At 65.9% G+C, this 24874-nt stretch carries 21 protein-coding genes; 20 read left to right on the top strand and 1 reads right to left on the bottom strand.

Features of this window, described 5'->3' with window-relative positions; genetic code table 11:
* The first annotated feature begins 6 nt into the window (after positions 1 to 6).
* From ASC91_RS24285 to ASC91_RS24380, 20 genes are all read left to right on the top strand, one after another.
* Positions 7 to 2178 carry an Ig-like domain-containing protein gene (locus ASC91_RS24285; protein ID WP_157282031.1) on the top strand — a complete coding sequence of 724 codons (2172 nt, stop codon included), beginning with the start codon at positions 7 to 9 and terminating at the stop codon, positions 2176 to 2178.
* Positions 2144 to 2737 (top strand): shikimate kinase, encoded by a 594-nt coding sequence (locus ASC91_RS24290; RefSeq protein ID WP_056203298.1) that lies wholly within the window; start codon positions 2144 to 2146, stop codon positions 2735 to 2737. Before ASC91_RS24285 ends, ASC91_RS24290 begins: the two co-directional genes overlap by 35 nt.
* 57 nt (positions 2738 to 2794) lie before the next feature.
* Positions 2795 to 3889 carry a 3-dehydroquinate synthase gene (aroB, locus tag ASC91_RS24295; protein ID WP_056203301.1) on the top strand — a complete coding sequence of 365 codons (1095 nt, stop codon included), beginning with the start codon at positions 2795 to 2797 and terminating at the stop codon, positions 3887 to 3889.
* A gap of 1 nt (position 3890) precedes the next feature.
* The gene (locus tag ASC91_RS24300) at positions 3891 to 5027 is read left to right on the top strand and encodes a deoxyguanosinetriphosphate triphosphohydrolase (protein ID WP_056203303.1); all 1137 of its coding nucleotides are present in this window, start codon (positions 3891 to 3893) and stop codon (positions 5025 to 5027) included.
* A gap of 79 nt (positions 5028 to 5106) precedes the next feature.
* On the top strand, positions 5107 to 5832 hold the full coding sequence (locus tag ASC91_RS24305) for a transposase (RefSeq protein ID WP_056203306.1): 726 nt from the start codon (positions 5107 to 5109) through the stop codon (positions 5830 to 5832).
* A 129-nt stretch (positions 5833 to 5961) separates the two neighbouring features.
* Positions 5962 to 10725, top strand: coding sequence for a glutamate synthase-related protein (locus ASC91_RS24310; protein WP_056203634.1), 4764 nt, complete (start codon positions 5962 to 5964; stop codon positions 10723 to 10725).
* 11 nt (positions 10726 to 10736) lie between these two features.
* A complete protein-coding gene (locus tag ASC91_RS24315; RefSeq protein WP_056203317.1) occupies positions 10737 to 12212 on the top strand; it encodes a glutamate synthase subunit beta in 1476 nt (491 codons plus the stop codon).
* A 242-nt stretch (positions 12213 to 12454) separates the two neighbouring features.
* Positions 12455 to 12922, top strand: a complete 468-nt coding sequence (locus ASC91_RS24320; protein ID WP_056203319.1) for a type IV pilin protein — start codon at positions 12455 to 12457, stop codon at positions 12920 to 12922.
* A gap of 7 nt (positions 12923 to 12929) precedes the next feature.
* The gene (locus ASC91_RS24325; RefSeq protein ID WP_157282067.1) at positions 12930 to 13541 is read left to right on the top strand and encodes a GspH/FimT family pseudopilin; all 612 of its coding nucleotides are present in this window, start codon (positions 12930 to 12932) and stop codon (positions 13539 to 13541) included.
* Between the two features lie 25 nt (positions 13542 to 13566).
* Complete coding sequence (pilV, locus tag ASC91_RS24330; RefSeq protein WP_056203324.1) at positions 13567 to 13974, top strand: type IV pilus modification protein PilV; 408 nt, start codon at positions 13567 to 13569, stop codon at positions 13972 to 13974.
* Positions 13975 to 13988: 14 nt separating this feature from the next.
* Positions 13989 to 15080, top strand: coding sequence for a PilW family protein (locus ASC91_RS24335; protein ID WP_056203327.1), 1092 nt, complete (start codon positions 13989 to 13991; stop codon positions 15078 to 15080).
* A gap of 69 nt (positions 15081 to 15149) precedes the next feature.
* The gene (locus ASC91_RS29895; protein WP_056203330.1) at positions 15150 to 15749 is read left to right on the top strand and encodes a hypothetical protein; all 600 of its coding nucleotides are present in this window, start codon (positions 15150 to 15152) and stop codon (positions 15747 to 15749) included.
* A gap of 19 nt (positions 15750 to 15768) precedes the next feature.
* Positions 15769 to 19284, top strand: coding sequence for a pilus assembly protein (locus ASC91_RS24345; protein WP_162247858.1), 3516 nt, complete (start codon positions 15769 to 15771; stop codon positions 19282 to 19284).
* On the top strand, positions 19263 to 19922 hold the full coding sequence (locus tag ASC91_RS24350) for a hypothetical protein (RefSeq protein ID WP_056203336.1): 660 nt from the start codon (positions 19263 to 19265) through the stop codon (positions 19920 to 19922). Before ASC91_RS24345 ends, ASC91_RS24350 begins: the two co-directional genes overlap by 22 nt.
* A gap of 38 nt (positions 19923 to 19960) precedes the next feature.
* A complete protein-coding gene (locus ASC91_RS24355) occupies positions 19961 to 20815 on the top strand; it encodes an ABC transporter ATP-binding protein (protein ID WP_056203339.1) in 855 nt (284 codons plus the stop codon).
* On the top strand, positions 20812 to 21591 hold the full coding sequence (gene mlaE, locus ASC91_RS24360; RefSeq protein ID WP_056203342.1) for a lipid asymmetry maintenance ABC transporter permease subunit MlaE: 780 nt from the start codon (positions 20812 to 20814) through the stop codon (positions 21589 to 21591). The genes ASC91_RS24355 and mlaE overlap by 4 nt, the downstream gene beginning before the upstream one ends.
* Before the next feature lie 12 nt (positions 21592 to 21603).
* The gene (mlaD, locus tag ASC91_RS24365) at positions 21604 to 22104 is read left to right on the top strand and encodes an outer membrane lipid asymmetry maintenance protein MlaD (RefSeq protein ID WP_056203343.1); all 501 of its coding nucleotides are present in this window, start codon (positions 21604 to 21606) and stop codon (positions 22102 to 22104) included.
* Positions 22101 to 22961, top strand: coding sequence for a VacJ family lipoprotein (locus tag ASC91_RS24370; protein ID WP_235532086.1), 861 nt, complete (start codon positions 22101 to 22103; stop codon positions 22959 to 22961). Before mlaD ends, ASC91_RS24370 begins: the two co-directional genes overlap by 4 nt.
* A gap of 88 nt (positions 22962 to 23049) precedes the next feature.
* Positions 23050 to 23700: a phospholipid-binding protein MlaC gene (locus ASC91_RS24375; RefSeq protein ID WP_056203349.1), complete on the top strand. Its 651-nt coding sequence runs from the start codon at positions 23050 to 23052 to the stop codon at positions 23698 to 23700.
* Positions 23701 to 23702: 2 nt separating this feature from the next.
* On the top strand, positions 23703 to 24011 hold the full coding sequence (locus tag ASC91_RS24380; RefSeq protein WP_056203352.1) for a lipid asymmetry maintenance protein MlaB: 309 nt from the start codon (positions 23703 to 23705) through the stop codon (positions 24009 to 24011).
* On the opposite strand, the gene ASC91_RS24385 is transcribed toward ASC91_RS24380, so the two are convergent.
* Positions 24012 to 24872, bottom strand: coding sequence for a MurR/RpiR family transcriptional regulator (locus ASC91_RS24385; protein WP_056203638.1), 861 nt, complete (start codon positions 24870 to 24872; stop codon positions 24012 to 24014).
* Positions 24873 to 24874 lie beyond the last annotated feature (2 nt).

The following is a 24874-nucleotide window of genomic DNA, read 5'->3' on the forward strand; positions in this document are numbered from 1 at the left end:
GCAGAGATGTTGAAGTTTGATGTTTGGAGCCGGACTGCGGTTCGCGCGTTGTTGGGTGGTGTGCTCGCTGCAGCGCTCACGGCCTGTGGCGGTGGCGGTGGAAGCGCCGGAACACCGGTCTTCGATCCCCCGGCATCCACCCCGTCGGGCGCGGCGAGCGCCGTGGCGGCCGACCTCGTCGTTGTGCTGAACAAGGCCACGTTGACGAACACGGGGTCCGACTCCATCACGGCGACGGTGACGTCCATCGACACCAACCGCGCCGCGGTCGGCAACGTGCCGGTTACCGTTTCAATCAACGCCAATGCAGTGGTGTCGACAAATAACGCGACAGCGACCAATGCCAGCGGTCAGCTGACGGCCACGATCACCCAGGGCTCCGACACTTCGGTTCGCCCCGTGACCCTGACCGTGACCTCGGGCACTATTACGCGGGCGGTGACCTTCAATGTCGTCCAGCAGTCTTCGACCAATAATCCTCAGGCCAATGACCTGACGTTGACGCTGAGCGCGAGCAATATCAACAACTCGGGCAGCGCAACGATCACGGCCACGGCTACGGCGGTGGACAGCAATAGAAACGCCTTGCTGGGCATTCCCGTGCAGTTGTCGGTGACAGACGCCAGCGCCTTCCTCATCGCACCCTCCAGCACTACAAATGCCAGTGGGCAGGTAACCGGTACGGTCAACATCGGGCAGGACCGCTCGAATCGCACCATCACAGTCGTTGCGACAAGCGGCAACTTGACGCGCACCGCTGCGTTCCAGGTCATTGGGGCAAACTTCTCGCAAGCCAGCCCGGTGCCGGCCGTTGCGACGGTGGGCGCCGCCGGTACCGTCCAATACACGCTGTCTGACGTGAACAGCAATCCGATGCCGGGCGTGACTATCAATGTCAGCGGCAACGGCGTGACGAGTGCCACGGGGACGACGGACTTGAATGGCGCCTATACGTTCACCTACACCACACCCAACGCCCCGGGAACCAATCTGACGATCAAGGCGGTAGCCGGCGGGCGCGAGTCGCTCGTGACGATTCCCGTCGCAGGCGGCAGCACGACGGTGCCAGTGGCTGGCTCCACGCCTGTCGCGACGGCACTGAACCTGTCTGCCGATGTCGTCACCGTCAACACGTCCTCCACCAACAACCAGGTGACTGTCAGTGCCATCTTCCGCGATGGCAGCAATGCGCCCATCTCCAATGTCCGCGTGCTGTTCGCGGCAGCGGGCGACAACGGGACCGGCAAGATTGGCTCTGGGGCAAACTCCGTTCTGTCAGATGCTTCGGGTACCGCTTCGACGACTTATGCCCCTGGCGCCGTCAGCAGCCCGACGAACGGCGTGACCATTCAAGCCTGCTGGAAGGTCAGCGACTTCGCGCCCGGCGCCACGGCTGGCAGTTGCGTCGCTGCGGGCGGCCAGTTGCTTACCACGACGCTGACCATCGTCTCGAATCCGGTGTCGATCTCGATCGGCACGGACAACTCGATCGGTGACGGTGGCGGTGGTCTGACGTATGTGAAAAAGTACGTCGTGCTCGTTGTAGATTCAGCTGGCAATCCCAAGGCCGACGTTCAGATCACCCCGTCGTTGGATCTGGGTAGCTATTCGAAGGGGTTCTGGGAATACAACGCCGGGAAGAAGCGCTGGGAGCTGACACCTCAAGGCGACTATGTGGCCGTCATTGGTACCGGGGGGTTTACCGTGGGCCAGCTCAACGCCATTTGTCCCAACGAGGATTTGAATCGGAACGGTGTCGTCGATGGCGGTGAGGACGTGAATGGCAACAAGCAGTTGGATCCACGCAAGTCCGATGTCGCGATCACGCTGGTGGGCGCCACCAGGACGGATGCAAACGGCGTCGCTGTGCTTCAGCTCGAGTATCCGAAGAGTCTAGGTACTTGGGTCGACTACAAGATCACGGTCACGGCTGCGGGTGTCCTCAGCCCACCTGCTTACTACCCGATTGGTGTGCCGGTGTCCCTGTCGTCCAAGTCTTACTCCGCGCTTGTGGCCGAGGGCGTCGCTCAAGGCAAGACCTACGCGGCAAGCGTAGTTGACTACCTGTACACCTACGCACGACTGCCGGTCGCTGCAGCAGACCTTTCCAGCGAATCGGCGCCGGCGTTCGTGGTCAGCCCTTATGGCACCAGCAACAGCTGCGCCAGCGCGAAGTGACGTGATCGCCCTTGTGGGCATGCCTGGCGGTGGCAAGTCCACCGTCGGCAAACAACTGGCACGCCAAATTGGCGTGCCTTTTGTCGATTCGGACCATGAAATCGAGCAGCGCATCGGCGGCAGCATCAAGCTGTTCTTCGAGCGCCATGGTGAGGACGCTTTTCGGGACCTTGAGACCGAGGTCATCGCCGAGCTGATCGCACGTCCCGGCGACCGCGTGCTGGCCACCGGCGGCGGCGCGGTGCTGAGAGAGCGCAATCGCGAACTGCTGCATGGCGGTGCGACGGTGCTCTACCTTCGCTCCACGCCCGAGGACCTGTTCCGGCGTCTGCGCCATGACACGACGCGGCCGCTGCTACAGGTGCGCGACCCGCTGGCCAAGCTGCGCGAACTCCACCACCAGCGCGACCCGCTCTACCGCCGCTGCGCGCACTATGTGCTGGAAAGCGCGCGACCTTCGGTGCATGCCCTCGTCAACATGGCGCTGATGCAGCTGGAGCTGGCGGGCCTGCTGGACCCGACCCGCGTCGCGGCCACCGTGGGGGCCGAACCGCTTTGACGGCGCCTTGACGGGAGGCGGAGGGCCGCTTGCGAGGTGCCTCTTACACTTGGCCGCATGCCTGCCACCGATACCGTCCGCATTCAGCTCCCTGACGACCGCAACTACGAGATCCGCATCGGTTCAGGCCTGCTGGACGCGCCTGCCAGCTGGCAGCAACTGCCCAAGGCAGCGACGGCTGTCATTGTCAGCAACGAGACCGTGGCGCCGCTGTACGCCGCTCGCCTGCGTGAACGCCTGCTGGCGGTCTACGGTCGCGTCGATATGGTCGTATTGTCGGATGGCGAGCAACACAAGGATTGGGACAGCCTGAACCGCATCTGCGACCACCTGCTCGGCCAGGCCCTGGACCGCAAGACCGTGTTGTTCGCGCTGGGCGGCGGCGTTATCGGTGACATGACCGGTTTCGCGGCGGCCATCTACATGCGCGGCGTGCCCTTCGTACAGGTGCCTACCACATTGCTGGCTCAGGTCGACTCGTCGGTGGGCGGCAAGACGGCGATCAACCATCCGTTGGGCAAGAACATGCTCGGCGCCTTCTACCAGCCCGCGCGCGTCATCGCCGACCTGGACACCCTGGACAGCCTGCCGGACCGCGAATTGCGCGCTGGCCTGGCCGAGGTGATCAAGTACGGCCCGATCGCTGACGCCGGTTTCCTGTGCTGGATCGAGGACAACCTCGACGCGATGCTGGCGCGTGACAAGGCCGTGCTCGGCTATGCGGTGCGGCGCAGTTGCGAGATCAAGGCCGACGTGGTGGGCCAGGACGAGCGCGAGCAGGGCCTGCGCGCCATCCTGAACTTCGGCCACACCATCGGCCATGCCATCGAAGCGGGCCTCGGCTATGGTGCGTGGCTGCATGGCGAAGCCGTCGCCTGCGGCATGGTGCTGGCGGCCGACCTGTCGCAGCGCATGGGGCTGATGCCGGCCGGCTTCGTCGAGCGCCTGCGCAGTCTGATCGAGAGGGCAGGGCTGCCGGTGCAACCACCCAAGCTGGGCGCCGAACGCTATCTGTCGCTGATGCGCGTGGACAAGAAGGCGGAGGCGGGTGAGATCCGCTTCGTCCTCATCGAGGCGCTCGGCCGAGCCGGCCTGCACTCGGTGCCAGACGCACGCATCGTGGAAACACTGGCAGCGTACGGAGCGGCCTGAGATGTCGACGCCGCGTCCGGCCTACGCCGCTGACCCGGCGCGCAGCCGCGGCCGCCGCCTGCCCGAGCCGCCCGCACCCACGCGCAGCGAATTTCAGCGCGACCGCGACCGCATCATCCACAGCACGGCGTTTCGCCGCCTCGTCTACAAGACCCAGGTCTTCCTCAACCACGAGGGCGATCTGTTCCGCACGCGGCTGACACATTCTCTGGAAGTGGCCCAGCTCGGCCGGTCCATCGCACGCAGCCTGGGCCTGGACGAAGACCTGGTCGAGGCCGTGGCCCTGGCCCATGACCTCGGCCACACGCCGTTCGGCCATGCGGGCCAGGACGTGCTGGACGAGTGCATGCGCGCCCATGGCGGCTTCGAGCACAACCTGCAATCACTGCGTGTCGTCGATCAACTGGAGCAGCGCTATCCGGATTTCGACGGCCTCAACCTGTGCTTCGAGACGCGCGAGGGCATCCTCAAGCACTGCTCGCGACGGCATGCCGAACTCATCGAGGCCGTTGAACCTGACGGCATCGCGACCCGCTTCCTGCATGGCGGCCAGCCCAGCCTGGAGGCCCAGCTCTGCAATCTGGCCGACGAGGTGGCCTACAACGCGCACGACGTTGACGATGGCGTGCGCTCGGGCCTGATCGAGCTGGAGCAACTGCTGGATGTCGAGCTGGTGCGGGAGCATTGGCGGGCGTCGCTGGATGCGCATCCGGGCCTGGCCGGCAAGCGCCTGCTGTTCGAGACCATCCGCCGCATGCTGTCGGCTCAGGTCTACGACATCATCGACGCCACGCGTGCGGCGCTGGACGAAGCGGCACCCAGCGACGTCGATGCTGTGCGCCGGGCTGAAAAGCCCTTGCTGCGCTTCAGCCCGGAGATGCGCATCAAGAGCACGGCGCTCAAGCGCTTCCTCTTCGCCAACCTCTACCGCCACCCGCAGGTGCAATCCACGCGCAGCCGCGCCGAGCAGGTGCTGCGCGACCTCTTTGCGGCCTATTCGTCCGATGCGACGCAGATGCCGGCGGACTTCGCCGAGCGCGCCGATCGTGAACGAGCCTGTGCTGACTACATTGCCGGCATGACCGACCGGTTCGCCATTCGCGAGCATCAGCGGTTGACGGGCAAGACGCTTTTCTGACGTCACTCCACAAAATGGGGTCGGAGTCGATTATTCTGGCTGCTCCTGCCGAGGCCGTTGTGCCGACAAGGATGCATTCATGGCCCGTCTACCTCGATTGATCCTGCCGGGTCAGCCTCACCACGTCATCCTGCGCGGCAACAACCGCCAGGCCATCTTCTTCAGCGATCACGACCGCCAGCAGATGCTGGTCACATTGACCGAGGTCGCGGCTCAGTATGGGGTGGCCGTCCATGCCTACGTGCTGATGGACAACCACCTTCACCTGCTGCTGACGCCGCCCGCTGCGGACGCTCTCAGTCGCATGATGCAAGCGCTCGGCCGCCGCTACGTGGCCTGGTTCAATACCCGTCATCAGCGCAGCGGCACGCTCTGGGAAGGTCGGTTCAGGGCGGGCTTGGTCGAGGGCGAACGGCATCTGCTGGCCTGCATCCGCTACATCGAATTGAATCCGGTGCGTGCAGGGCTGTGCCAGGACGCGGCGCAATGGCCCTGGTCCAGCGCCGCTCACCACCTCGGCCTGAACCGCAGCGCGCTGGTCACGGAGCATGAACTGTATTGGTCACTGGGCAACACACCCTTCGAGCGCGAGCATGCCTATCGCGAGTTGATGGACCAGGGTGTCACCCTGCAGGAGCAAGCGCAGTTCACTGAGGCCGTGTTGCGGGGGCGGCCAGTGGGCGGCGCAACATTCCTGAAGGCGCTGGGCGACACCCACCCGAAAGTCGCACTCAAACGGCCGCGCGGACGGCCGCGCAAAACGCCACTAGCATCGTCGGAAACCAAGCCAACCGGAGTGGCGTGACTATGACCCCATTTATTTAACTTCACCACGTCGATGGGGAATTAATTGACTCTGACCCTAATTTAATCAAGTTGCCGCAAATGCTGCACTGCATTACGCTCCCGCCCTGTTGTGTTCCAGGAGGGCGCCATGAGCCACGCCGCGCAGATTCAAGCCGAGATCCAAGACCTAGCCGAGCACGGGCTCTACCGGCCGGGCAATGAGAAAGACGCCTGCGGCCTCGGGTTCGTGGCACACATCAAAGGCCACAAGGCGCACCACATCGTCCAGCAGGGCCTGAAGATCCTCGAGAACCTGGACCACCGCGGTGCAGTGGGTGCCGACAAGCTGATGGGCGACGGTGCCGGCATCCTGATCCAGATCCCGGACGAGTACTACCGCGCCGAGATGGCCAAGCAGGGCATCAACCTGCCGCCGCCCGGCGAGTACGGCGTCGGCATGATCTTCCTGCCCAAGGAAGCTGCCTCCCGCCTGGCCTGCGAACAGGAATTGGCCCGTGCCATCAAGGCCGAAGGCCAGGTGCTGATCGGCTGGCGCGACGTGCCGGTGGACCGTGACATGCCCATGTCGCCCACGGTGCGCGAGAAGGAGCCGGTGATCCGCCAGATCTTCATCGGCCGTGGCACTGACATCATCGTCCCCGACGCGCTGGAGCGGAAGCTCTACGTCATCCGCAAGACGGCCTCCAGCGCCATCCAGGCGCTCAAGCTCACGCACAGCCGCGAGTACTACGTGCCCAGCATGAGTTGCCGCACGGTCATCTACAAGGGCCTGCTGCTGGCCGACCAGGTCGGCAAGTACTACCTGGACCTGGCCGACCCGCGCGTCGTCTCGGCCATCGCGCTAGTGCACCAGCGCTTCTCCACCAACACCTTCCCCGAGTGGCCGCTGGCCCACCCCTACCGCATGGTCTGCCACAACGGCGAGATCAACACGGTCAAGGGCAACTTCAACTGGATGCGCGCCCGCGAAGGCGTCATGAAGTCGCCCGTGCTGGGCGACGACCTGAAGAAGCTCTATCCCATCAGCTTCGAGCACCAGTCCGACACGGCCACCTTTGACAACGCCATCGAGCTGCTGACGATGAGCGGCTACCCGCTCGCCCACGCGGCCATGATGATGATCCCGGAAGCCTGGGAGCAGCACGAAGGCATGGACGAGCGCCGCCGCGCCTTCTACGAGTACCACGCCGCCATGATGGAGCCGTGGGACGGCCCTGCCGCTATGGCCTTCACCGACGGCCGCCAGGTCTGTGCCGCGCTGGACAGAAACGGTCTGCGGCCTGCTCGTTATTGCATCACCGACGACGACCTCGTCGTCATGGCCTCCGAGTCCGGCGTGCTGCCCATCCCCGAGGCCAAGATCGTCAAGAAGTGGCGTCTGCAGCCCGGCAAGATGTTCCTCATCGACCTGGAGCAGGGCCGCATCGTCGACGACGAGGAACTGAAGAACCAGTTCGCCAACGCACGCCCGTACCGCCAGTGGATCGAGAACGTTCGCGTCAAGCTGGACGACATCGCCGTGCCCGACACGGCCCGCCCCGGCTTCACGACGACGTTGCTGGACCGCCAGCAGGCCTTCGGCACCACGCAGGAAGACATCAAGTTCCTGCTCGCCCCCATGGCCGCCAATGGCGAGGAGGGCATCGGCTCCATGGGCAACGACTCGCCGCTCGCGGTGCTGTCGGGCAAGAACAAGCCGCTCTACAACTACTTCAAGCAGCTCTTTGCCCAGGTCACGAACCCGCCGATCGACCCGATCCGCGAGAACATCGTGATGTCGCTGAACAGCTTCATCGGCCCGAAGCCGAACCTGCTGGACATCAACGCCATCAACCCGCCGATGCGCCTGGAAGTCAGCCAGCCCATCCTCGACTTCGACGACATGGCGCGCCTGCGCGGCATCGAGAAGCCCACCAACGGCAAGTTCAAGCCCAGTGAGCTGGACATCACCTACCCGCGTGACTGGGGCCGCGCCGGCGTGGAAGCGCAGCTCGCCTCGCTGTGCGCCTCGGCGGTTGACGCCATCAAGACCGGTCACAACATCCTCATCATCACGGACCGCCATCTGAGCCAGGACCGCATCGCGATTCCCGCGCTGCTGGCCCTGTCCGCCGTCCACCACCATCTGGTGCGTGAAGGCCTGCGCACGACGGCCGGCCTGGTCGTCGAGACCGGCACCGCCCGCGAGGTGCACCACTTCGCCGTGCTGGCCGGGTATGGCGCCGAAGCCGTCCACCCCTACCTCGCGCTGGAAACGCTCGAGGCCATGAAGGACGAGCTGCCGCCCAAGCTGACCGCCGAACAGGCCCGCTACAACTACATCAAGGCCGTGGGCAAGGGTCTGTCCAAGATCATGTCCAAGATGGGCATCTCGACCTACATGTCCTACTGCGGCGCGCAGATCTTCGAGGCCATCGGCCTGAAGCCGGACTTCGTCGAGAAGTACTTCCGCGGCACCGCCACGCAGGTGGGCGGCATCGGCGTGTTCGAGGTGGCCGAGGAGGCCATCCGCATGCATGAGGCGGCCTTCAGCGACGACCCGCTGCTGGACAGCATGCTGGAGACCGGCGGCGAGTACGCCTGGCGCACCCGTGGCGAAGAGCATATGTGGACGCCCGACGCCATCGCCAAGCTGCAGCACGCGGCGCGCTCGGGCAAGTTCGAGACCTACAAGGATTACGCTCAGCTCATCAACGACCAGAGCAAGCGCCACATGACGCTGCGCGGCCTGTTCGAGTTCAAGTTCGACCCGACCAAGGCCGTGCCGCTGGAAGAGGTCGAGTCGGCTGCCGACATCGTCAAGCGCTTCGCCACCGGTGCCATGTCGCTGGGCTCGATCTCCACCGAGGCCCATGCCACGCTGGCCGTGGCGATGAACCGCATTGGCGGCAAGAGCAACACGGGCGAGGGCGGCGAAGACCCGGCCCGCTACCGCAACGAGCTCAAGGGCATCAAGATCACCGCTGGTACCAAGATCAGCGACGTGATCGACGGCAAGGTCATCGCCGTCGACTACGAGCTGAAGGAAAACGACAGCCTGCGCTCCAAGATCAAGCAGGTGGCCTCGGGCCGCTTCGGCGTGACGACCGAGTACCTGGTCAGCGCCGACCAGATCCAGATCAAGATGGCCCAGGGCGCCAAGCCCGGCGAGGGCGGCCAGCTGCCCGGCGGCAAGGTGTCCGAGTACATCGGCATGCTGCGCCACTCGGTGCCGGGCGTGGGCCTCATCAGCCCGCCGCCCCACCACGACATCTATTCCATCGAGGACCTGGCCCAGCTCATCCACGACCTGAAGAACGTCAACCCGAAGGCGGACGTGTCGGTCAAGCTGGTGTCCGAAGTCGGCGTGGGCACGGTGGCCACCGGCGTGGCCAAGTGCAAGGCCGACCACATCGTCATCGCCGGCCATGACGGTGGCACGGGCGCGTCGCCGTGGAGTTCCATCAAGCACTGCGGCACGCCCTGGGAGCTGGGCCTGGCCGAAGCGCAGCAGACGCTGGTGCTGAACCGCCTGCGTGGCCGCGTGCGCGTGCAGGCCGACGGCCAGATGAAGACCGGCCGCGACGTCGTCATCGGCGCGCTGCTGGGCGCCGACGAGTTCGGCTTCGCCACCGCACCGCTGGTGGCCGAGGGCTGCATCATGATGCGCAAGTGCCACCTGAACACCTGCCCTGTAGGTGTGGCCACGCAGGACCCGGTGCTGCGCAAGAAGTTCACCGGCCGCCCCGAGCACGTCGTCAACTACTTCTTCTTCGTTGCCGAGGAAGCGCGCCAGATCATGGCCCAGCTGGGCGTGCGCAAGTTCGACGAACTGATTGGTCGCAGTGATTGGCTGGACACCAAGAAGGCCGTCTCGCACTGGAAGGCCAAGGGCCTGGACTTCGCCCGCATCTTCCACCGCCCCAACGTCCCGGCCGACGTGGCCCGCATCCACAACGATGTGCAGGACCATGGCCTGGAGCGCGCACTGGACGTCAAGCTGATCGAGAAGTGCCTGCCCGCCTTCGAGAAGGGCGAGAAGGTGCAGTTCATGCAGGAGGTCAGCAACGTGCGCCGCTCGGTGGGTGCACGCCTGTCCGGCGAGCTGATCCGCCGCAAGCCCGAGGGCCTGCCCGACCACACCATCTTCATCCAGATGGAAGGCACCGGCGGCCAGAGCTTCGGCGCCTTCCTGGCGCATGGCATCACCTTCTACCTGATCGGTGACGCCAACGACTACACCGGCAAGGGCATGTCGGGCGGCCGCATCGTCGTGCGCCCCAGCATCGACTTCCGCGGCGACGCGACCAAGAACATCATCGTCGGCAACACCGCGCTGTATGGCGCGACGCGCGGCGAGGCCTTCTTCCGTGGCGTCGCCGGCGAGCGCTTCGCGGTGCGCCTGTCGGGCGCCACGGCCGTCGTCGAGGGCACGGGCGACCATGGCTGCGAGTACATGACCGGCGGCACCGTCGCCGTGCTCGGCAAGACCGGCCGCAACTTCGCAGCCGGCATGAGCGGCGGCATCGCCTACGTGTTTGATGAGGACGGCCACTTCGCCAAGCGCTGCAACACCAGCATGGTGTCGCTGGAGAAGCTCGCCACGGCGCAGGAGCAGGAAGCCAGCGTCGACAAGGCCATCTGGCACCGCACCAAGGGTGTCGACGGCGTGGACCGCGAGGCCCAGACCGACGAGGCCATCCTGAAGAAGCTGCTGGAGGACCACCACCGCTGGACCGGCAGCCAGCGCGCCCGCGACATCCTCGACCACTGGGCCGAATCGCGCGGCAAGTTCATCAAGGTGTTCCCGAACGAATACCGCCGCGCGCTGGGCGAGATCAACGCCGCCAAGGAAGCCGCACAAACCATCGCTCAGGCCAAGGCGCCTGAAGCCGTCACCGCCAAGGCCTGAGGAGAGGGAGCATGGGAAAAGTCACCGGCTTCATGGAATACGAGCGTCTGGAAGAGGGCTACGAGCCCGCGCCCGCCCGCGTCAAGAACTACAAGGAATTCGTCATCGGCCTGAACGTCGAGCAGGCGAAGCAGCAGGGCGCGCGCTGCATGGACTGCGGCACGCCGTTCTGCAACAGCGGATGCCCGGTCAACAACGTCATCCCGGACTTCAACGACCTGGTCTACAAGGGCCGGCCGGAGGACTGGAAGAACGCCATCGTCGTGCTGCACAGCACCAACAACTTCCCCGAGTTCACCGGCCGCATCTGCCCCGCGCCCTGCGAGGCGGCCTGCACGCTGAACGTCAATGACGACGCGGTCGGCATCAAGTCCATCGAGCACGCCATCATTGACCGCGCCTGGGCCGAGGGCTGGGTCACGGCCCAGCCGGCCAAGGTGCGGACCGGCAAGAAGGTGGCCGTCGTCGGCGCCGGCCCGGCCGGTCTCGCGGCGGCGCAGCAACTGGCCCGCGTCGGCCATAGCGTCACCGTCTTCGAGAAGAACGACCGAGTCGGCGGCCTGCTGCGCTACGGCATCCCGGACTTCAAGATGGAGAAGTCCCACATCGACCGCCGGGTCGAGCAGATGAAGGCCGAGGGCGTCGAGTTCCGCACCGGCGTGATGGTCGCCGCCCTGCCCGAAGGCAGCAAGGTCACCAACTGGGCCAAGGAAACGATCAGCGCCGGCGAGCTGAAGAGCCAGTTCGACGCCATCGTGCTGACCGGCGGCGCCGAGCAGTCGCGCGACCTGCCCGTGCCGGGCCGGGAGCTGTCCGGCGTGCACTTCGCGATGGAATTCCTGCCGCAGCAGAACAAGATCAACGCCGGCGACAAGCTGAAGAACCAGTTGCGCGCCGACGGCAAGCACGTCATCGTCATCGGTGGCGGCGACACCGGCAGCGATTGCGTCGGAACGAGCAACCGCCACGGCGCCAAGAGCGTCACGCAGTTCGAGCTGTTGCCCCAGCCGCCCGAAGTGGAAGACCGCCCGCTGACCTGGCCCTACTGGCCGATCAAGCTGCGCACCTCGTCCAGCCATGAAGAAGGTTGCGAGCGCGAGTTCGCCATCGCCACCAAGGAATTCATCGGTGAGAAGGGCAAGCTGACTGGCGTCAAGACCGTGCGCCTGCAATGGCAGGGCGGCAAGATGACCGAGGTCGAAGGCAGCGAGCAGATCCTCAAGGCCGACATGGCCTTCCTGGCGATGGGCTTCGTGTCGCCGGTCGCCACCATCCTGGAGGCCTTCGGCGTCGACAAGGATGCGCGTGGCAACGGCAAGGCCTCGACCGAAGGTGCCAGCGCCTACAAGACCAATGTCGACAAGGTCTTCGCCGCCGGCGACATGCGCCGCGGCCAGAGCCTGGTGGTGTGGGCCATCCGCGAAGGCCGCCAGGCCGCGCGTGCGGTGGATGAATACCTGATGGGTTCGACGACGCTGCCGCGCTGAGCACGCCGCCTCGCCTCCTGCAACGCGACCTCCGGGTCGCGTTTTTCATGGCGCCGTAGCAATTACTTACGGGGGCATGCCGTTCGTCGCGGCGGCATGGACGCCCGTCGAGAAGCAGTGTCGAGGTGCGCAGTTTTGCACGACATTCACGCCGGCGCTGCCGCAGAATGCCCCGAAACGACCACTTGATGGTCCTTCTACCCGGCGCTCATCGCCTCGTCGCCGCTCCACAGGAACTGCCCATGTCCCAATTCGCGTCTCCTCAGGTTCAACGTGGCTTCACGCTGATCGAGCTCATGATCGCGGTGGCCATTGTGGGCATCCTGGCAGCGGTGGCTGTCCCGCAATACAAGGACTACGTGCGCCGCGGCTCCCTGTCCGAAAGCTTCTCGCAGCTGGCGGACTACCGGGTCAAGATGGAACAGTACTACCAGGACAACCGCAACTACGGGACCACGACCTGTGTCGACGCCGCGGCCGCCCCGAGCTGGAAGACTTTCGTTCCCACCGGCGCCAAGAACTTCACCTATGCCTGCGGCCTGACCAGCTCCGGGCAGGGCTACACCCTCACGGCCACCGGCAAGACGGGCACGGTGTCGCTGGGGCATGTGTACACCATCAACGAAGCCAACGTGCAGGCCACGACCACCTTCAAGGGCGCGGCGATGACCGGCAAGAACTGCTGGCTCGCCAAGGGCAGCGAGTGCTGAGGTGAACATGAAGCGGCCGGCCCTGAGGGGCGTTACCTTGATCGAGCTGGTGGTGGTGGTCGCCTTGATGGCGTTGCTGCTCATGGCCGTGATGCCCAGCGCCAGCGCCTGGATACGCAACACTCAGATCCGCAACGTGGCCACGTCCCTGCAGGCTGGCCTGCAGCGCGCCCGCGCCGAGGCGATGCGGCGCAACACCAATGTGCGCTTCTCGCTCGTCACCCTGAGCAACTCGGCGGTGATGGACAACAGCTGCGCGGTTAAAGAGGACGGCATGTCGTGGGTGGTCAGCCTTGACGACCCGGCAGGCAAGTGCGCGACCGCGGTCAGCGACACGACAGCCCCCCGCATCCTGGACAAGCATGCCACCGGCAGCGGCAGCCAATCGGTCGTGGTGCAGGGGGACGATGCCGCCGGCGGTGACGCTGCGTTCGTCGTGTTCAACGGCTTCGGCCGCCCCGTAGACCTTACCCCTGTGGCCACGCTGACCACGCTGAACATCGACAACAGCGTCCCTGGCGATGACTTCCGCGCGCTGCGCATCGTCGTGGGGACCGGCGGCGCCATCCGCATGTGCGAGCCCAAGGTCACCGCCAGCAGTGATCCGCGCAAATGCTGACCCGCTGCACCATGGAGTCCAAGGCATGAAAGCAAGCTCGAACCTGAAGGCTGGCCGCGGCCAGCACACCGGCTTTGCGATGCTCGAAGCCCTGGTCGCGCTGCTGATCTGCGCGATGGGCGTGCTGGGCGTCGTCGGGCTGCAAGGGGCCATGACGCGCGCCCAGACGTCCGCCACCTTCCGGGCCGAGGCGGCCTTCCTCGCCCAGCAGTTGCTCGGCGAGATGTGGACCGACCGCACCGGCCTCAACGCCTACGCCACGGCCAGTTGCGGGGCGGCCTGTCAGGACTGGCAGGCCCGCGTGGCGGCCCGACTCCCCAACGGCGAGTCCACGGTGACCGTGGCGGCCACGGGGGCGGTGTCCATCGAGATCCGCTGGACGGCGGCTGGTGAGTCGACCAATCGATTCACGATGGCCTCGTCCATCAACTGAGGGCCGCTGTCGTGATGGTCTTGAATTCCAAACTGCCCCCCTGCCGGGCGGCCGTGCGCGGCGCGACGCTCATCGAGCTGATGATCGGGCTGCTGCTGGGCCTGGTCGTCGTGCTGGTCACCGCCCAGGTGCTGTCCTTCGCCGAAGGGCAGAAGCGCGTGACGACCGGTGGTGCCGATGCCCAGGTCAATGGCGCCCTGGGGCTGTACACGCTGCAGCGCGAAATCCAGATGGCCGGCTACGGCCTCATCGATGATCTGCCCGCGCTCGGCTGCCCGGTCGTTGCCAACCATACGAGTACGGGCGCCTTCAACTGGACGCTCACGCCGGTGGTGATCGCCGCAGGGGCCAATGGCGCTCCGGACAGCGTCACGGTCATGTCGTCCAGCCGTGCCTATGCCGTGCCGGCGATCGTGAGCGTCAATCACCCGATCACCGCGGATCGATTCACCCTTCGGTCGGCGGTGGGGATCTCGGTGAGCGACATCGTGATCGCCGTGCCCGCCGGCAACTCCGCCACCAACTGGTGCGGCGCCTACCAGGTGACGCAGATCGCCAACAGCAACCAGGTCGTGCATGGCGCGTCGTCCTGGAACAGCGGCGCGCAGGTGGCGCCGGCTGCGGGCTATCTTGCGGGCGATCGGCTGATCAACGCGGGTCAACTGGTGCTGCGCACCTTCGCGGTGGATGCCAACTACAACCTGCAACAGCAGACCCTGGACCTGGCCTCGGGCGGGATGCAGTCGCAGGAGCTGTTCCCGCAGATCGTCTACCTGCGCGCCCTGTATGGCAAGGACACCAACGCCGACCGCGTCGTGGACACCTACGACAACGTGACGCCCACCACCAATGCCGGCTGGCGGCAGGTGCTGGCCGTGCGGCTCGCACTCGTCGCTCGCAGCGGCAGCTACCAGAAGGACGAAGTGACCGTGGCCGCGCCGAAGTGGGATGTAGGCAAGGCAACCACCGTCACCGGTGCCACCACGTGCGGCAGCAGCAATTGCCTGGACCTGGTGGTCAGCGGCGTGCCGGACTGGAAGCACTACCGCTACTCGGTGTTCGAGGTGACGGCACCCCTGCGCAACGTGATCTGGGGACAAAATTAAATGACGGACTGCCACGCAACCAGGACAACGGCGACCCGCCGGCAGCGGGGGATCTCGCTGATATTTGCATTGATCGCCCTCGTGGTCATCTCTCTGGCCGCGGTGGCGCTGGTGCGGTCGGTGGACACCAGCTCGCTGGTCATTGGCAACCTCGGGTTCAAGCAAGATGCAACGTCGGCGGCCAGCCAGGCCGCTGAATCGGCCGTGGCCTACCTGAACGCCAATGCCGGCACGAATCTGCACAACGACCGGGCCGCCGCCGGCTACTACGCCAGCAGTCGCGACTCGCTGGACATGACTGGTCAGGGTTCCACCAGCAACGCGCGAGCGGTGGTGGATTGGACCGGCGGCGGCGCCTGCTCGCTTTACGCGGCGGGCAGCTTTGGCACCTGTGTGAGCCCGTCTGCCCAGATCAGCCTCAATGGTGGCGCGAATACGGCGCGCTACATCATCACGCGGCTGTGCGCGGGTGAAGGTGCACCGTCGGCAGTCGACTGCGCAGTGCCCACCGGTTCGGCGCTCACGGGCGGGGGCAACAAGGGCGTGCAGAGCTACAAGGACGGCAAGGCACAGACCATCGTCACGAATTCCCAGTACTACCGCATCGTCGTGCGCGCCACCAGTGCGCGCGGCACCGTCTCGTTCACCGAAACCATGGTCCAGCTGTAAGCCACGCAGGAGATCAAGCATGAAAACGACCTCTTTTCTCCCTGGGTTGCGATGGATGGTTGGGGGCCTGCCCCTGCTCCTGGCCGCGTTGACGGCCAGCGCCGCCGGGCTCGCCGATCTGGCCGACCGGCCGCTGGCCAGCACGACCAATGGCACGCTGGTGCGCGCCAACCTGATGTTCGTGCTCGACGACTCGGGCTCCATGAGCGACAACTACCTGCCCGACGACGCGCCGACCGGCGACGTGTGCTTCGGCTGGGTCGGTGCCAACAAGATCTTCTACGATCCCAACCGCAGCTATCCGGCGCCCTTGAGATCCAATGGCACGTCGATGACGGACGCCACTTTCACGGCCGCCTGGAACGACGGCTACATGAGCGGCTCGAGCACCGTCGACCTGAGCAACGACAACCCGGAAACGCCCAGTGTCGTCGGGGCGACCGTCGGCACCCCCGTTCAGTCGGCCACCTCCGCGGTGTGCGGCGCCAGAAACGATCCCGCTTGTAGCGTTCCCGGCAGCGGCTCCACGTCGAACTACGACAGTGCCAGCAACACGACGACCAGCGTCGTGACGTCGTACGCGCGCATCAATGCACCCGGCAAGACCTGCAAGAACAACGTAGCCAATAGCTGCTCCATCCAAAAAACCGTCACCACGACCGCGACCGAGGGTGACTATGGCTCCTTCCTCTGGGCGACGCCCAAGGCCGGGAAAACGGGCAGCAGCTGCGCAGGCCCCGACTTCGACGTCGTGCGCGCCCAGAACGCGACCGCGGCGCAGAAGCAGAACTATGCCAACTGGTTCTCCTACTACCGCACCCGCATGCTGGCCATGCGGGCCGGTGCCGGCATGGCCTTCGCCAGGATCGACGCCACGCGATTCCGCGTTGGCTTCTCCAAGATCAGCGAGTACGCCAATAACGGCGCCGACGGCACGGGCTTCCTGAACATCCGTGACTTCGACGGCGGTACGCAGAAGACCGACTTCTTCACCCGCCTGTACGGCACGTCGGGCAACAGCGCCACGCCGCTGCGGCCGGCATTGGCGCGGGCGGGGCGCTATTTCGCCAACAAGCTGAGCGGGCAGAGCGACCCGATGCAGTACGCCTGCCAGCGCAACTACACCATCCTCTCGACGGACGGCTACTGGAACGAGGGCAGCATCACGCACAAGGACCTGGCCGGCACCGTGGGTATCGGCAACACCGATGCGGGCGCGTCGGTGGCGCGGCCGATGCGCGATGAGGGCAACGGCGGCGCCGGCTACGCCGACACGCTGGCCGACGTGGCCCAGTACTACTACGTCAACGACCTGCGCACCTCGGCGCTGGGCAACTGCACGGGCTCGGTCGCCAACCAGGACGTCTGCGCGAACATCGTGCCGGTCGACACCAAGGACAACAACCCGGCCCAGCACATGACCACGTTCGCGATGGGCCTGGGCCTGAGCGGGACGTTGACCTACGACAAGAATTACGAAACCCAGAGGAGCGGCGACTTTTTCGACATCAAGCAGGGCAACAAGGTCTGGCCCGAGCCGAAGTCCAACACGCTGACGGCCGTCGACGATCTCTGGCATGCCGCCGTCAACGGGCGCGGCACCTACTACAGCGCCAACAACGCGTCGGAAATGGCCGCCAGCCTCGTGGATGCGCTGACCCGCATCGACGCGGCCACGGGCAGTTCGGCCGCGGCGGCCACCAGTTCGCTGACACCGTCGGCGGGCGACGACTGGTTGTTCATCCCCCTGTACACCACCAAGACCTGGGACGGCACCGTCAATGCGTTCAAGATCGACACCGGCACCGGGGCCGTGATCAACCCGGGCACGCCGATCTGGTCGGCCGCCGATCGCATCAAGGCCCAGGCCTCGCGCACCATCCTGTTCAACAACGGCAGCAACAGCCTCGTCGATTTCACCGTGGCCAATCTGACCACCGCCGGCAAGATCAGCAAATTTCCGGACCCATGCGTCGGGGCGAGTCAGCTGAGTCAGTGCGCAACGATGGACCCGGGCGCCAAGCTCAAGGCCACGACCGCCAACCTCGTCAGTTACCTGCTTGGCGCCACCACCTACGAACAGTCCGCCAGCGCCGATGCCGACAAGGTGTTCCGCACCCGCGCCGGTCCCTTGGGCGACATCGTCAACGGCGCACCGGTCTACGTGAAGCAGTCGCCCATGAGCTTGAGCGATGCCGGCTACACCGCGTTCGCCGGCACCAAGCGGCCTGGCGTACTTTATGTGGGCGCCAACGACGGCATGCTGCACGCCATCAAAGTGGTGGACAAAGACAACGTGGCAGATGCCACGAGCGGCACCGAGCTGTGGGCCTATGTGCCGTCCATGGTCATGTCGAACATGTACATGCTGGCGGACGCCAACTATGAATCCAACCACCGCTTCTTCGTCGACGGCGCGCCGGTGGTGGGCGATGTGTATGACGGCACGAAGTGGCGCACTATCCTGGTGGGCGGCCTGGGCAAGGGCGGCAAGGGCTACTACGCGCTGGACATTACCGATCCCGTCTCTCCCAAGGCCCTGTGGGAGTACGCCACTGACGGCGACCTGGGCTACAGCTACGGCAACCCCATCATCACCAAGAACAAGGCCGGCAAATGGGTCGTGATGTTCACCTCGGGCTATAACAACGCTTCGGGCGTGGGCTATCTGTACGTGGTGGACGCCGTCACGGGCGCGCTGGTGGATGCAACGAGCAAGATCAAGGCCGGGACCAGTGTAGGCAGCCCCAGCGACCCCAGCAACCTGGGCAAGATCAACGCCTGGGTGGATGACGACAAGCTCGGCGTCGCATCGCGGGTGTATGGCGCCGACATGCTCGGCAACGTCTGGCGCTTCGACTTTGACGACAACTACGGCCCGGCCGGCAAGGAAAGCATGCTGCTGGGCCAGACGGGTAGCAACCAGCCCATCACGACCAAGCCCGTGCTGAGCGAGATCATTGATGGCAACTACAAATACCCGATCGTTTCGGTGGCTACGGGGCGCTACCTGGGCACCGGGGACGTTGGCGACACCTCGCTGCAGTCCATCTACAGCTTCAAGGACGACCTGGCGGTGTCTGGCCTGGGCGCGCTGCGCAGCAATGCCAACATGGTCCAGCAGACGCTGAAAGCCGACCGCAGCGGCCTGGAGAACGGCGCGACCATCAACTGGGCGACGCAAAAGGGCTGGTACGTCGATCTCAGCCTCAGCGCCGGCGAACGTGTCAGCGTCGACTTCGACCAGCAGCTCAACCAGCTCATCGTCGCCACCAACATTCCGCAGCCGACCGTCTGCTCGCCCGGCGGCACTTCCTGGCTCTACTACCTGGACGTCGGTTCCGGCAAGCCGCTGCTGACCTATTCCAGCACCACGCTGGTGGCGGGTATCACGACCATCGTCAGCTCCACCGGCAAGCTGCTGACCCTGGTGCAGCAGGTCGACGGCAAGAACGTCCCCCGCACAGGTGCTGACCCGATCAACCTGCCGCCAGGCACCCTGCGGCGCACCTCATGGCGCGAGCTGATGAACTGAGAGGCGCAGGCGCCAGCGGCTCGGTACGGGCGCCGTGGTGGTGCCTGGCCGGGGCGGCGCTGGCACACCTCGCGCTGCTCGCCTCCGGGGCGCAGGCGCTGAGCGACTGGAAGCGGGACCAGCTGCTGCCCAAGCCTACCGACGCGCCGGCGGCGCTGAAGGTGCGGTACGTGGCCGCGCCTGCCGTCACGCCGATTGCGGCGGCCGCCGAGCAACCGTCGCCTGCGGCCGCCATCTCTGGCCCGGCGACGGTGCCGTCGCCCCTTCCGCCTGAGATTTCCCGTGAGCCCTCGCCGCAACCCGCGGCGTCTGTCGTTGAGCCGGCCGTCTATGTGCCGCGGGCGCTGCTCAGCGTCGGGCCCGTGGCGCGCACGCCCGTGCTGCTGCAATGGCCACTCAACTGGCCGGTGCGGCGGTCCTACAACGCCATCCTCAAGCTCTACCTGGACGAGCAGGGGCGGGTCGAGCGTGTCGAGCCCGACGGCGACGCCGTGCTGCCCGAGCCGCTGTTCGAGACGGCGCGGCAGGCTTTCATGGCAACCGATTTCAGCCCCGGTCAGCTGAATGGCCAGGCGGTCAAGTCCTGGATGCGCATCGAGGTGAACTTCGAGTCGGAGAAAGTCGCCGCTCCGCCTTGAAGGCCGGGCGTGCGGGAAGGCTTGGTGTTTCCCCTATCATGGCGCCCTTTCTCCCGCCCCCCGGCTTGCAGCCTGCCTGCGTGAATCCCTTGGCAACCGCACCTCTGATTGAACTGCGCAACGTCAGCGTCGGCTACGGCGACCGCGTGGTGCTGGACGGCGTCAACCTGAAGCTGGAGCGCGGCAAGGTGCTGGCGCTGATCGGCACTTCGGGTGGCGGCAAGACCACCGTGCTGCGCCTGCTTGGCCGCCAGCTCAGGCCCATGAGCGGCCAGGTGCTGTTCGACGGCCAGGACCTGGCGCCGCTGGACCTGGACGGCCTGTACGCCGTGCGCCGGCGCATGGGCATGCTGTTCCAGTTCGGCGCGCTGTTCACCGACCTCAGCGTCTTCGAGAACGTGGCCTTCCCGCTGCGCGAGCACACCGACCTGCCCGAGGCCATGATCCGCGACCTGGTGCTGATGAAACTCAATGCCGTCGGCCTGCGCGGTGCGCGTGACCTGCTGCCCAGCGAAGTCTCCGGCGGCATGGCCCGGCGCGTGGCCCTGGCCCGTGCGATTGCGCTGGACCCGGACCTGGTGCTGTACGACGAGCCCTTCGCCGGCCTGGACCCGATCTCGCTGGGCGTGGCCGCCCGGTTGATCCGCGACCTGAACGACGCCCTCGGCCTGACCAGCATCATCGTCTCGCACGACCTGCACGAGACCTTCGAGATCGCCGACGAGGTGGCGATGGTGGCCAATGGCCGCATCGTCGCCCAGGGCACGCCGGACGAGCTGCGCCACAGCGATGACCCGCTGGTGCGTCAGTTCGTGGGTGCCGAGCCTGACGGGCCGGTACGCTTTCACCAGCCTGCCGTGCCGGTGGCCGAGGACTTCGGGGTGGCGTCATGATGGCGCTGGCCGCCAACCTGGGCTTGAGCGTGCGCATGCTGCTCGCCGACTGGGGCGCCGCCGCGCGGCTGTTCGGCGCGCTGCTCGCCTGTTCGCCCCGGGCGCTGATGCGTTTCGTGCTCGTGCGCGAGCAGCTCTTCTATCTGGGCAATCGCTCGCTGCTCATCATCGGCGTGTCGGGCCTGTTCGTTGGCTCCGTGCTGGCCCTGCAGGGCGACTACGCGCTGCAGCGCTACGGCTCCCGGGAAGCGGTGGGCCTGCTGACTGCGCTGAGCCTGGTGCGCGAGCTCGGCCCGGTGGTCACGGCGCTGCTGTTCGCGGGCCGCGCCGGGACGTCGCTGACCGCCGAGATCGGCCTGATGAAGGCCGGCGAGCAGCTCACCGCGATGGAGATGATGGCCGTGGACCCGGTGCAGCGTGTGCTGGCGCCGCGCTTCTGGGGTGGGCTGATCGCGATGCCCTTGCTGGCCGCGGTCTTCTCGGCGGTTGGCATCATGGGCGGCTGGCTGGTTGACGTGCCGCTGCTGGGCATCGACCCCGGTGCCTTCTGGTCGCAAATGCAAGGCGGCGTGGATGTGTTCAAGGACGTCGGCAACGGTGTCATCAAGAGCCTGGTGTTCGGCGTGACGGTCACCTTCATCGCGCTGCTTCAGGGCTATGGTTGCCGGCCCACGCCCGAGGGCGTGTCGGCAGCGACCACGCGTACCGTCGTGCTGTCGTCGCTGGCCGTGCTGGCCCTGGACTTCACGCTGACCGCCATGATGTTTTCGATTTAGGGAGAAGGAAGGATGCAATCCTCTCGATATGACGCCTGGGTGGGCCTGTTCGTGCTGATCGGCGGCGCTGCGCTGCTGTTCCTCGCGCTCAAGGCTGGCAACCTGCTGAGCCTCAATTTCGATGCCACCTACCAGGTGTCGGCGCGTTTTGACAACATCGGCGGCCTGAAGCCTAACGCCGCGGTCAAGAGCGCCGGCGTCGTCGTCGGCCGTGTCGAGTCGATCAGCTTCGACGACAAGACCTTCCAGGCCAAGGTGCTGCTCAATATGTACAAGAACACGCAGTTCCCCAAGGACAGTTCGGCCAAGATCCTGACCTCGGGCCTGCTGGGCGAGCAGTACATCGGCCTGGAGCCGGGTGCGGATGAGAAGAACCTCGCCAGCGGCGACATCATCAGGCAGACGCAGAGCGCCGTGGTGCTGGAAAACCTCATTGGCCAGTTCATCAACAGCAAGGCGTCGGACATGGGCAGCGCCGCAGCGGCAGCACCTGCCTCGGGGAGCAAGCCGTGAACCGTATCGTCCGCATGCTGGCCCTGTTTGTCCTGGCCCTGAGCCTGGCGGGTTGCCAGACCGTCAAGGGTGTCGGCACGCGCATCGAGCGGGCTGTCGACAAGGTCATGGGCTCCAAGGGCCAGCGGCTGGATCCCTGGGAATCCTGGAACCGCAAGGTCTTCGCCTTCAATGAGAAGCTGGACGAGAACGTGCTCAAGCCCGTCGCGACCGCCTATACCGAGATCGTGCCTGCGCCCATCCGTACCGGCGTCGACAACTTCTTCGGCAACATCGGCGACGCTTGGTCGGCGATCAATCTGTTCCTGCAGGGTCGTTTCAAGGCCGGTGTGGAGCAGGGCATGCGCTTTGCCGTCAACTCGACGCTCGGCCTGGCTGGCGTGCTGGATATCGCCACCGAAGCGGGCCTGGAGAAGAACAGCCAGGACTTCGGCAAGACGCTGGGCAAATGGGGCATGGGCACGGGTGCCTATATCGTCTGGCCCTTGTTCGGCCCGTCCTCGGTGCGCGACTCGCTGGCCTTGCCGGTGGACTGGCAGGCCTCGCCGGGCGTGATCTTCGACGATGGCCGCAAGAAGGTCGCAATTACCGCGCTGAGCCTCGTCAACACGCGCTCCAACTTCCTGCGTGCCGGTGAAATGCTCGATGGCATTGCGTTGGACAAATACACCTTTTACCGCGACGCCTATCTGCAACGCCGCGGCAGCTTCGATGATGACGACGAGGTCGAGGTGCTCGTGCCGGGCAACGGCGCTTCGGCAGCGACCACCGCAGCTTCAGCGCCCGAGCCTGCGGCGTCCGAACCCGCGGCGAACGTGAAGAAGCCTGCCGAGCCTGCCTCTGCAGCGGCGCGGTGAATCCGCACGCGAACGGTTACGTCCCGAGAGCCAACCAAAATCCGGACTGGCGCGTTGAGCGCCCGTCCCGTTCAGAGAAAGCGAAACCATGACTGTGCTGAAATCCCTGCGCCGCCGCCTGCTCACCGTGGCCACCCTGGCGACCTTGAGCCTTGGCCTCGTGCATGGCGCCCATGCGGCCGATGGCGGCACGCCCGACCAGCTGATCCGCCAGCTGTCCCTGGAAACCATCGAGGCCGTCAAGGCCGACAAGGACATCCAGGCCGGCAACGTCAACAAGATCATCGCCCTGGTCGACGCCAAGGTGATGCCTCACGTCAACTTCCAGCGCATGACGGCATCGGCCGTCGGCCGCTTCTGGCGCCAGGCCACGCCGGAGCAGCAGACCAAGCTGCAGGCCGAGTTCAAGACCCTGCTGGTGCGCACCTATGCCGGCGCGCTGACGCAGGTGAAGGACCAGACCATCGGCCTGAAGCCGCTGCGCGCCCAGCCGACCGACACCGAGGTCGTCGTGAAGACCGAGATCCGTGGCAAGGGCGATGCCATCCAGCTCGACTATCGCCTGGAGAAGGCCGGTGCCGAGTGGAAGATCTATGACGTCAATGTGCTGGGCATCTGGCTGGCGGACCAGTACCGCAACAGCTTCGCTCAGGAGATCGGCGCCAACGGCATCGACGGCCTGATCAAGAGCCTGGCGGACAAGAACGCCAAGGCCGGCGCTCCCGCCGCCAAGGGCTGATCTTGAGCGGCCTGAAGCTGCCTGCACGGCTGCGCACGGACGGCGCCCGCGCCGCCTGGGCGCAGATGTCGCCCGCCCTGCGCGCCGAGGCCGCCCAGGTGCTGGCGGCGGCCGGCCGTGAGGTCAGGCTGTCGGCTGCCGAGTTGAAGGATTTCGATTCCGCGGCGCTGAGCGTGTTGCTGTCGGCCGGGCGCCAGTGCACCGAGCAGGGCGCAACGCTGAAGCTGGACAACGCGCCCGACAAGCTTCGCGAACTGGCTCGCGTCTACGGCGTGGCCGAACTGCTGTGGCCGCCTGCCGCGGCCGTCTGATCAGCCCGCGTAACGTTTCGCGCGCAGATTCTTCTTGATCTCCTGCAGCATGGGCCGCAGGTGCTGGCCCAGCTTCAGCGCCACGCCCGTGGTCAGGATGTCCACCGCGATCAGATGCAGCAAACGCGACACCATGGGGCTATAGCGGTCGAAGTCTTCGGGATGGTCCACCGCCAGCAGGATCTGGCTGGGGCCTAGCGCCAGCTGCGCCAACGGCGAAGCGCTGGCCGTGATGATGATGATGGTTGCGCCCTTCTTGCGCGCGATGTCGGCCGCATCCAGCAGGTCGCGGCTGCGCCCCGAATTGCTGATGATGACGGCGCAATCGCCTGGCTGCAGCATGGTCGCACTCATGAGCTGCACATGGCCGTCGCTGGTCGCCGCCGTGTTCACGCCCAGGCGGAAGAACTTGTGCTGGGCGTCCTGGGCCACGATGCCGGAGTTGCCGACGCCGTAGAACTCGATGCGTCGGTTGTGGCGGGCCGAATCGGTCAGCGCGTCGATGGCGCGCTCGAAGGCATGGCTGGCTGCATCGTTGCGGTAATGCAGCAGGGCGGCAACGGCGTTGTCGACCACCTTGACGATGATGTCGCCCGTCTTGTCGTCCTCGTCCACGGCACGGTGCACGAAGGGCACACCTTCGTTGACGCTGCCGGCCAGCTTCAGCTTGAAGTCGGCCAGGCCGTCGTAGCCGACGCTGCGGCAAAAGCGCACCACCGTCGGCTTGGATACATGCGACCGGTCGGCCAACTCGCTGACCGGCAGGCTGGCGAAGCTGCGGGCATCAAGCAGCAACAGCTTGGCGACGCGCTGTTCGGCCGGCGGCAGGGCCGGCAGGGCGGCCTTCACGCGCTCAAGAATGC

Source organism: Pelomonas sp. Root1237, assembly GCF_001425055.1.
GTDB lineage: Bacteria > Pseudomonadota > Gammaproteobacteria > Burkholderiales > Burkholderiaceae_C > Pelomonas.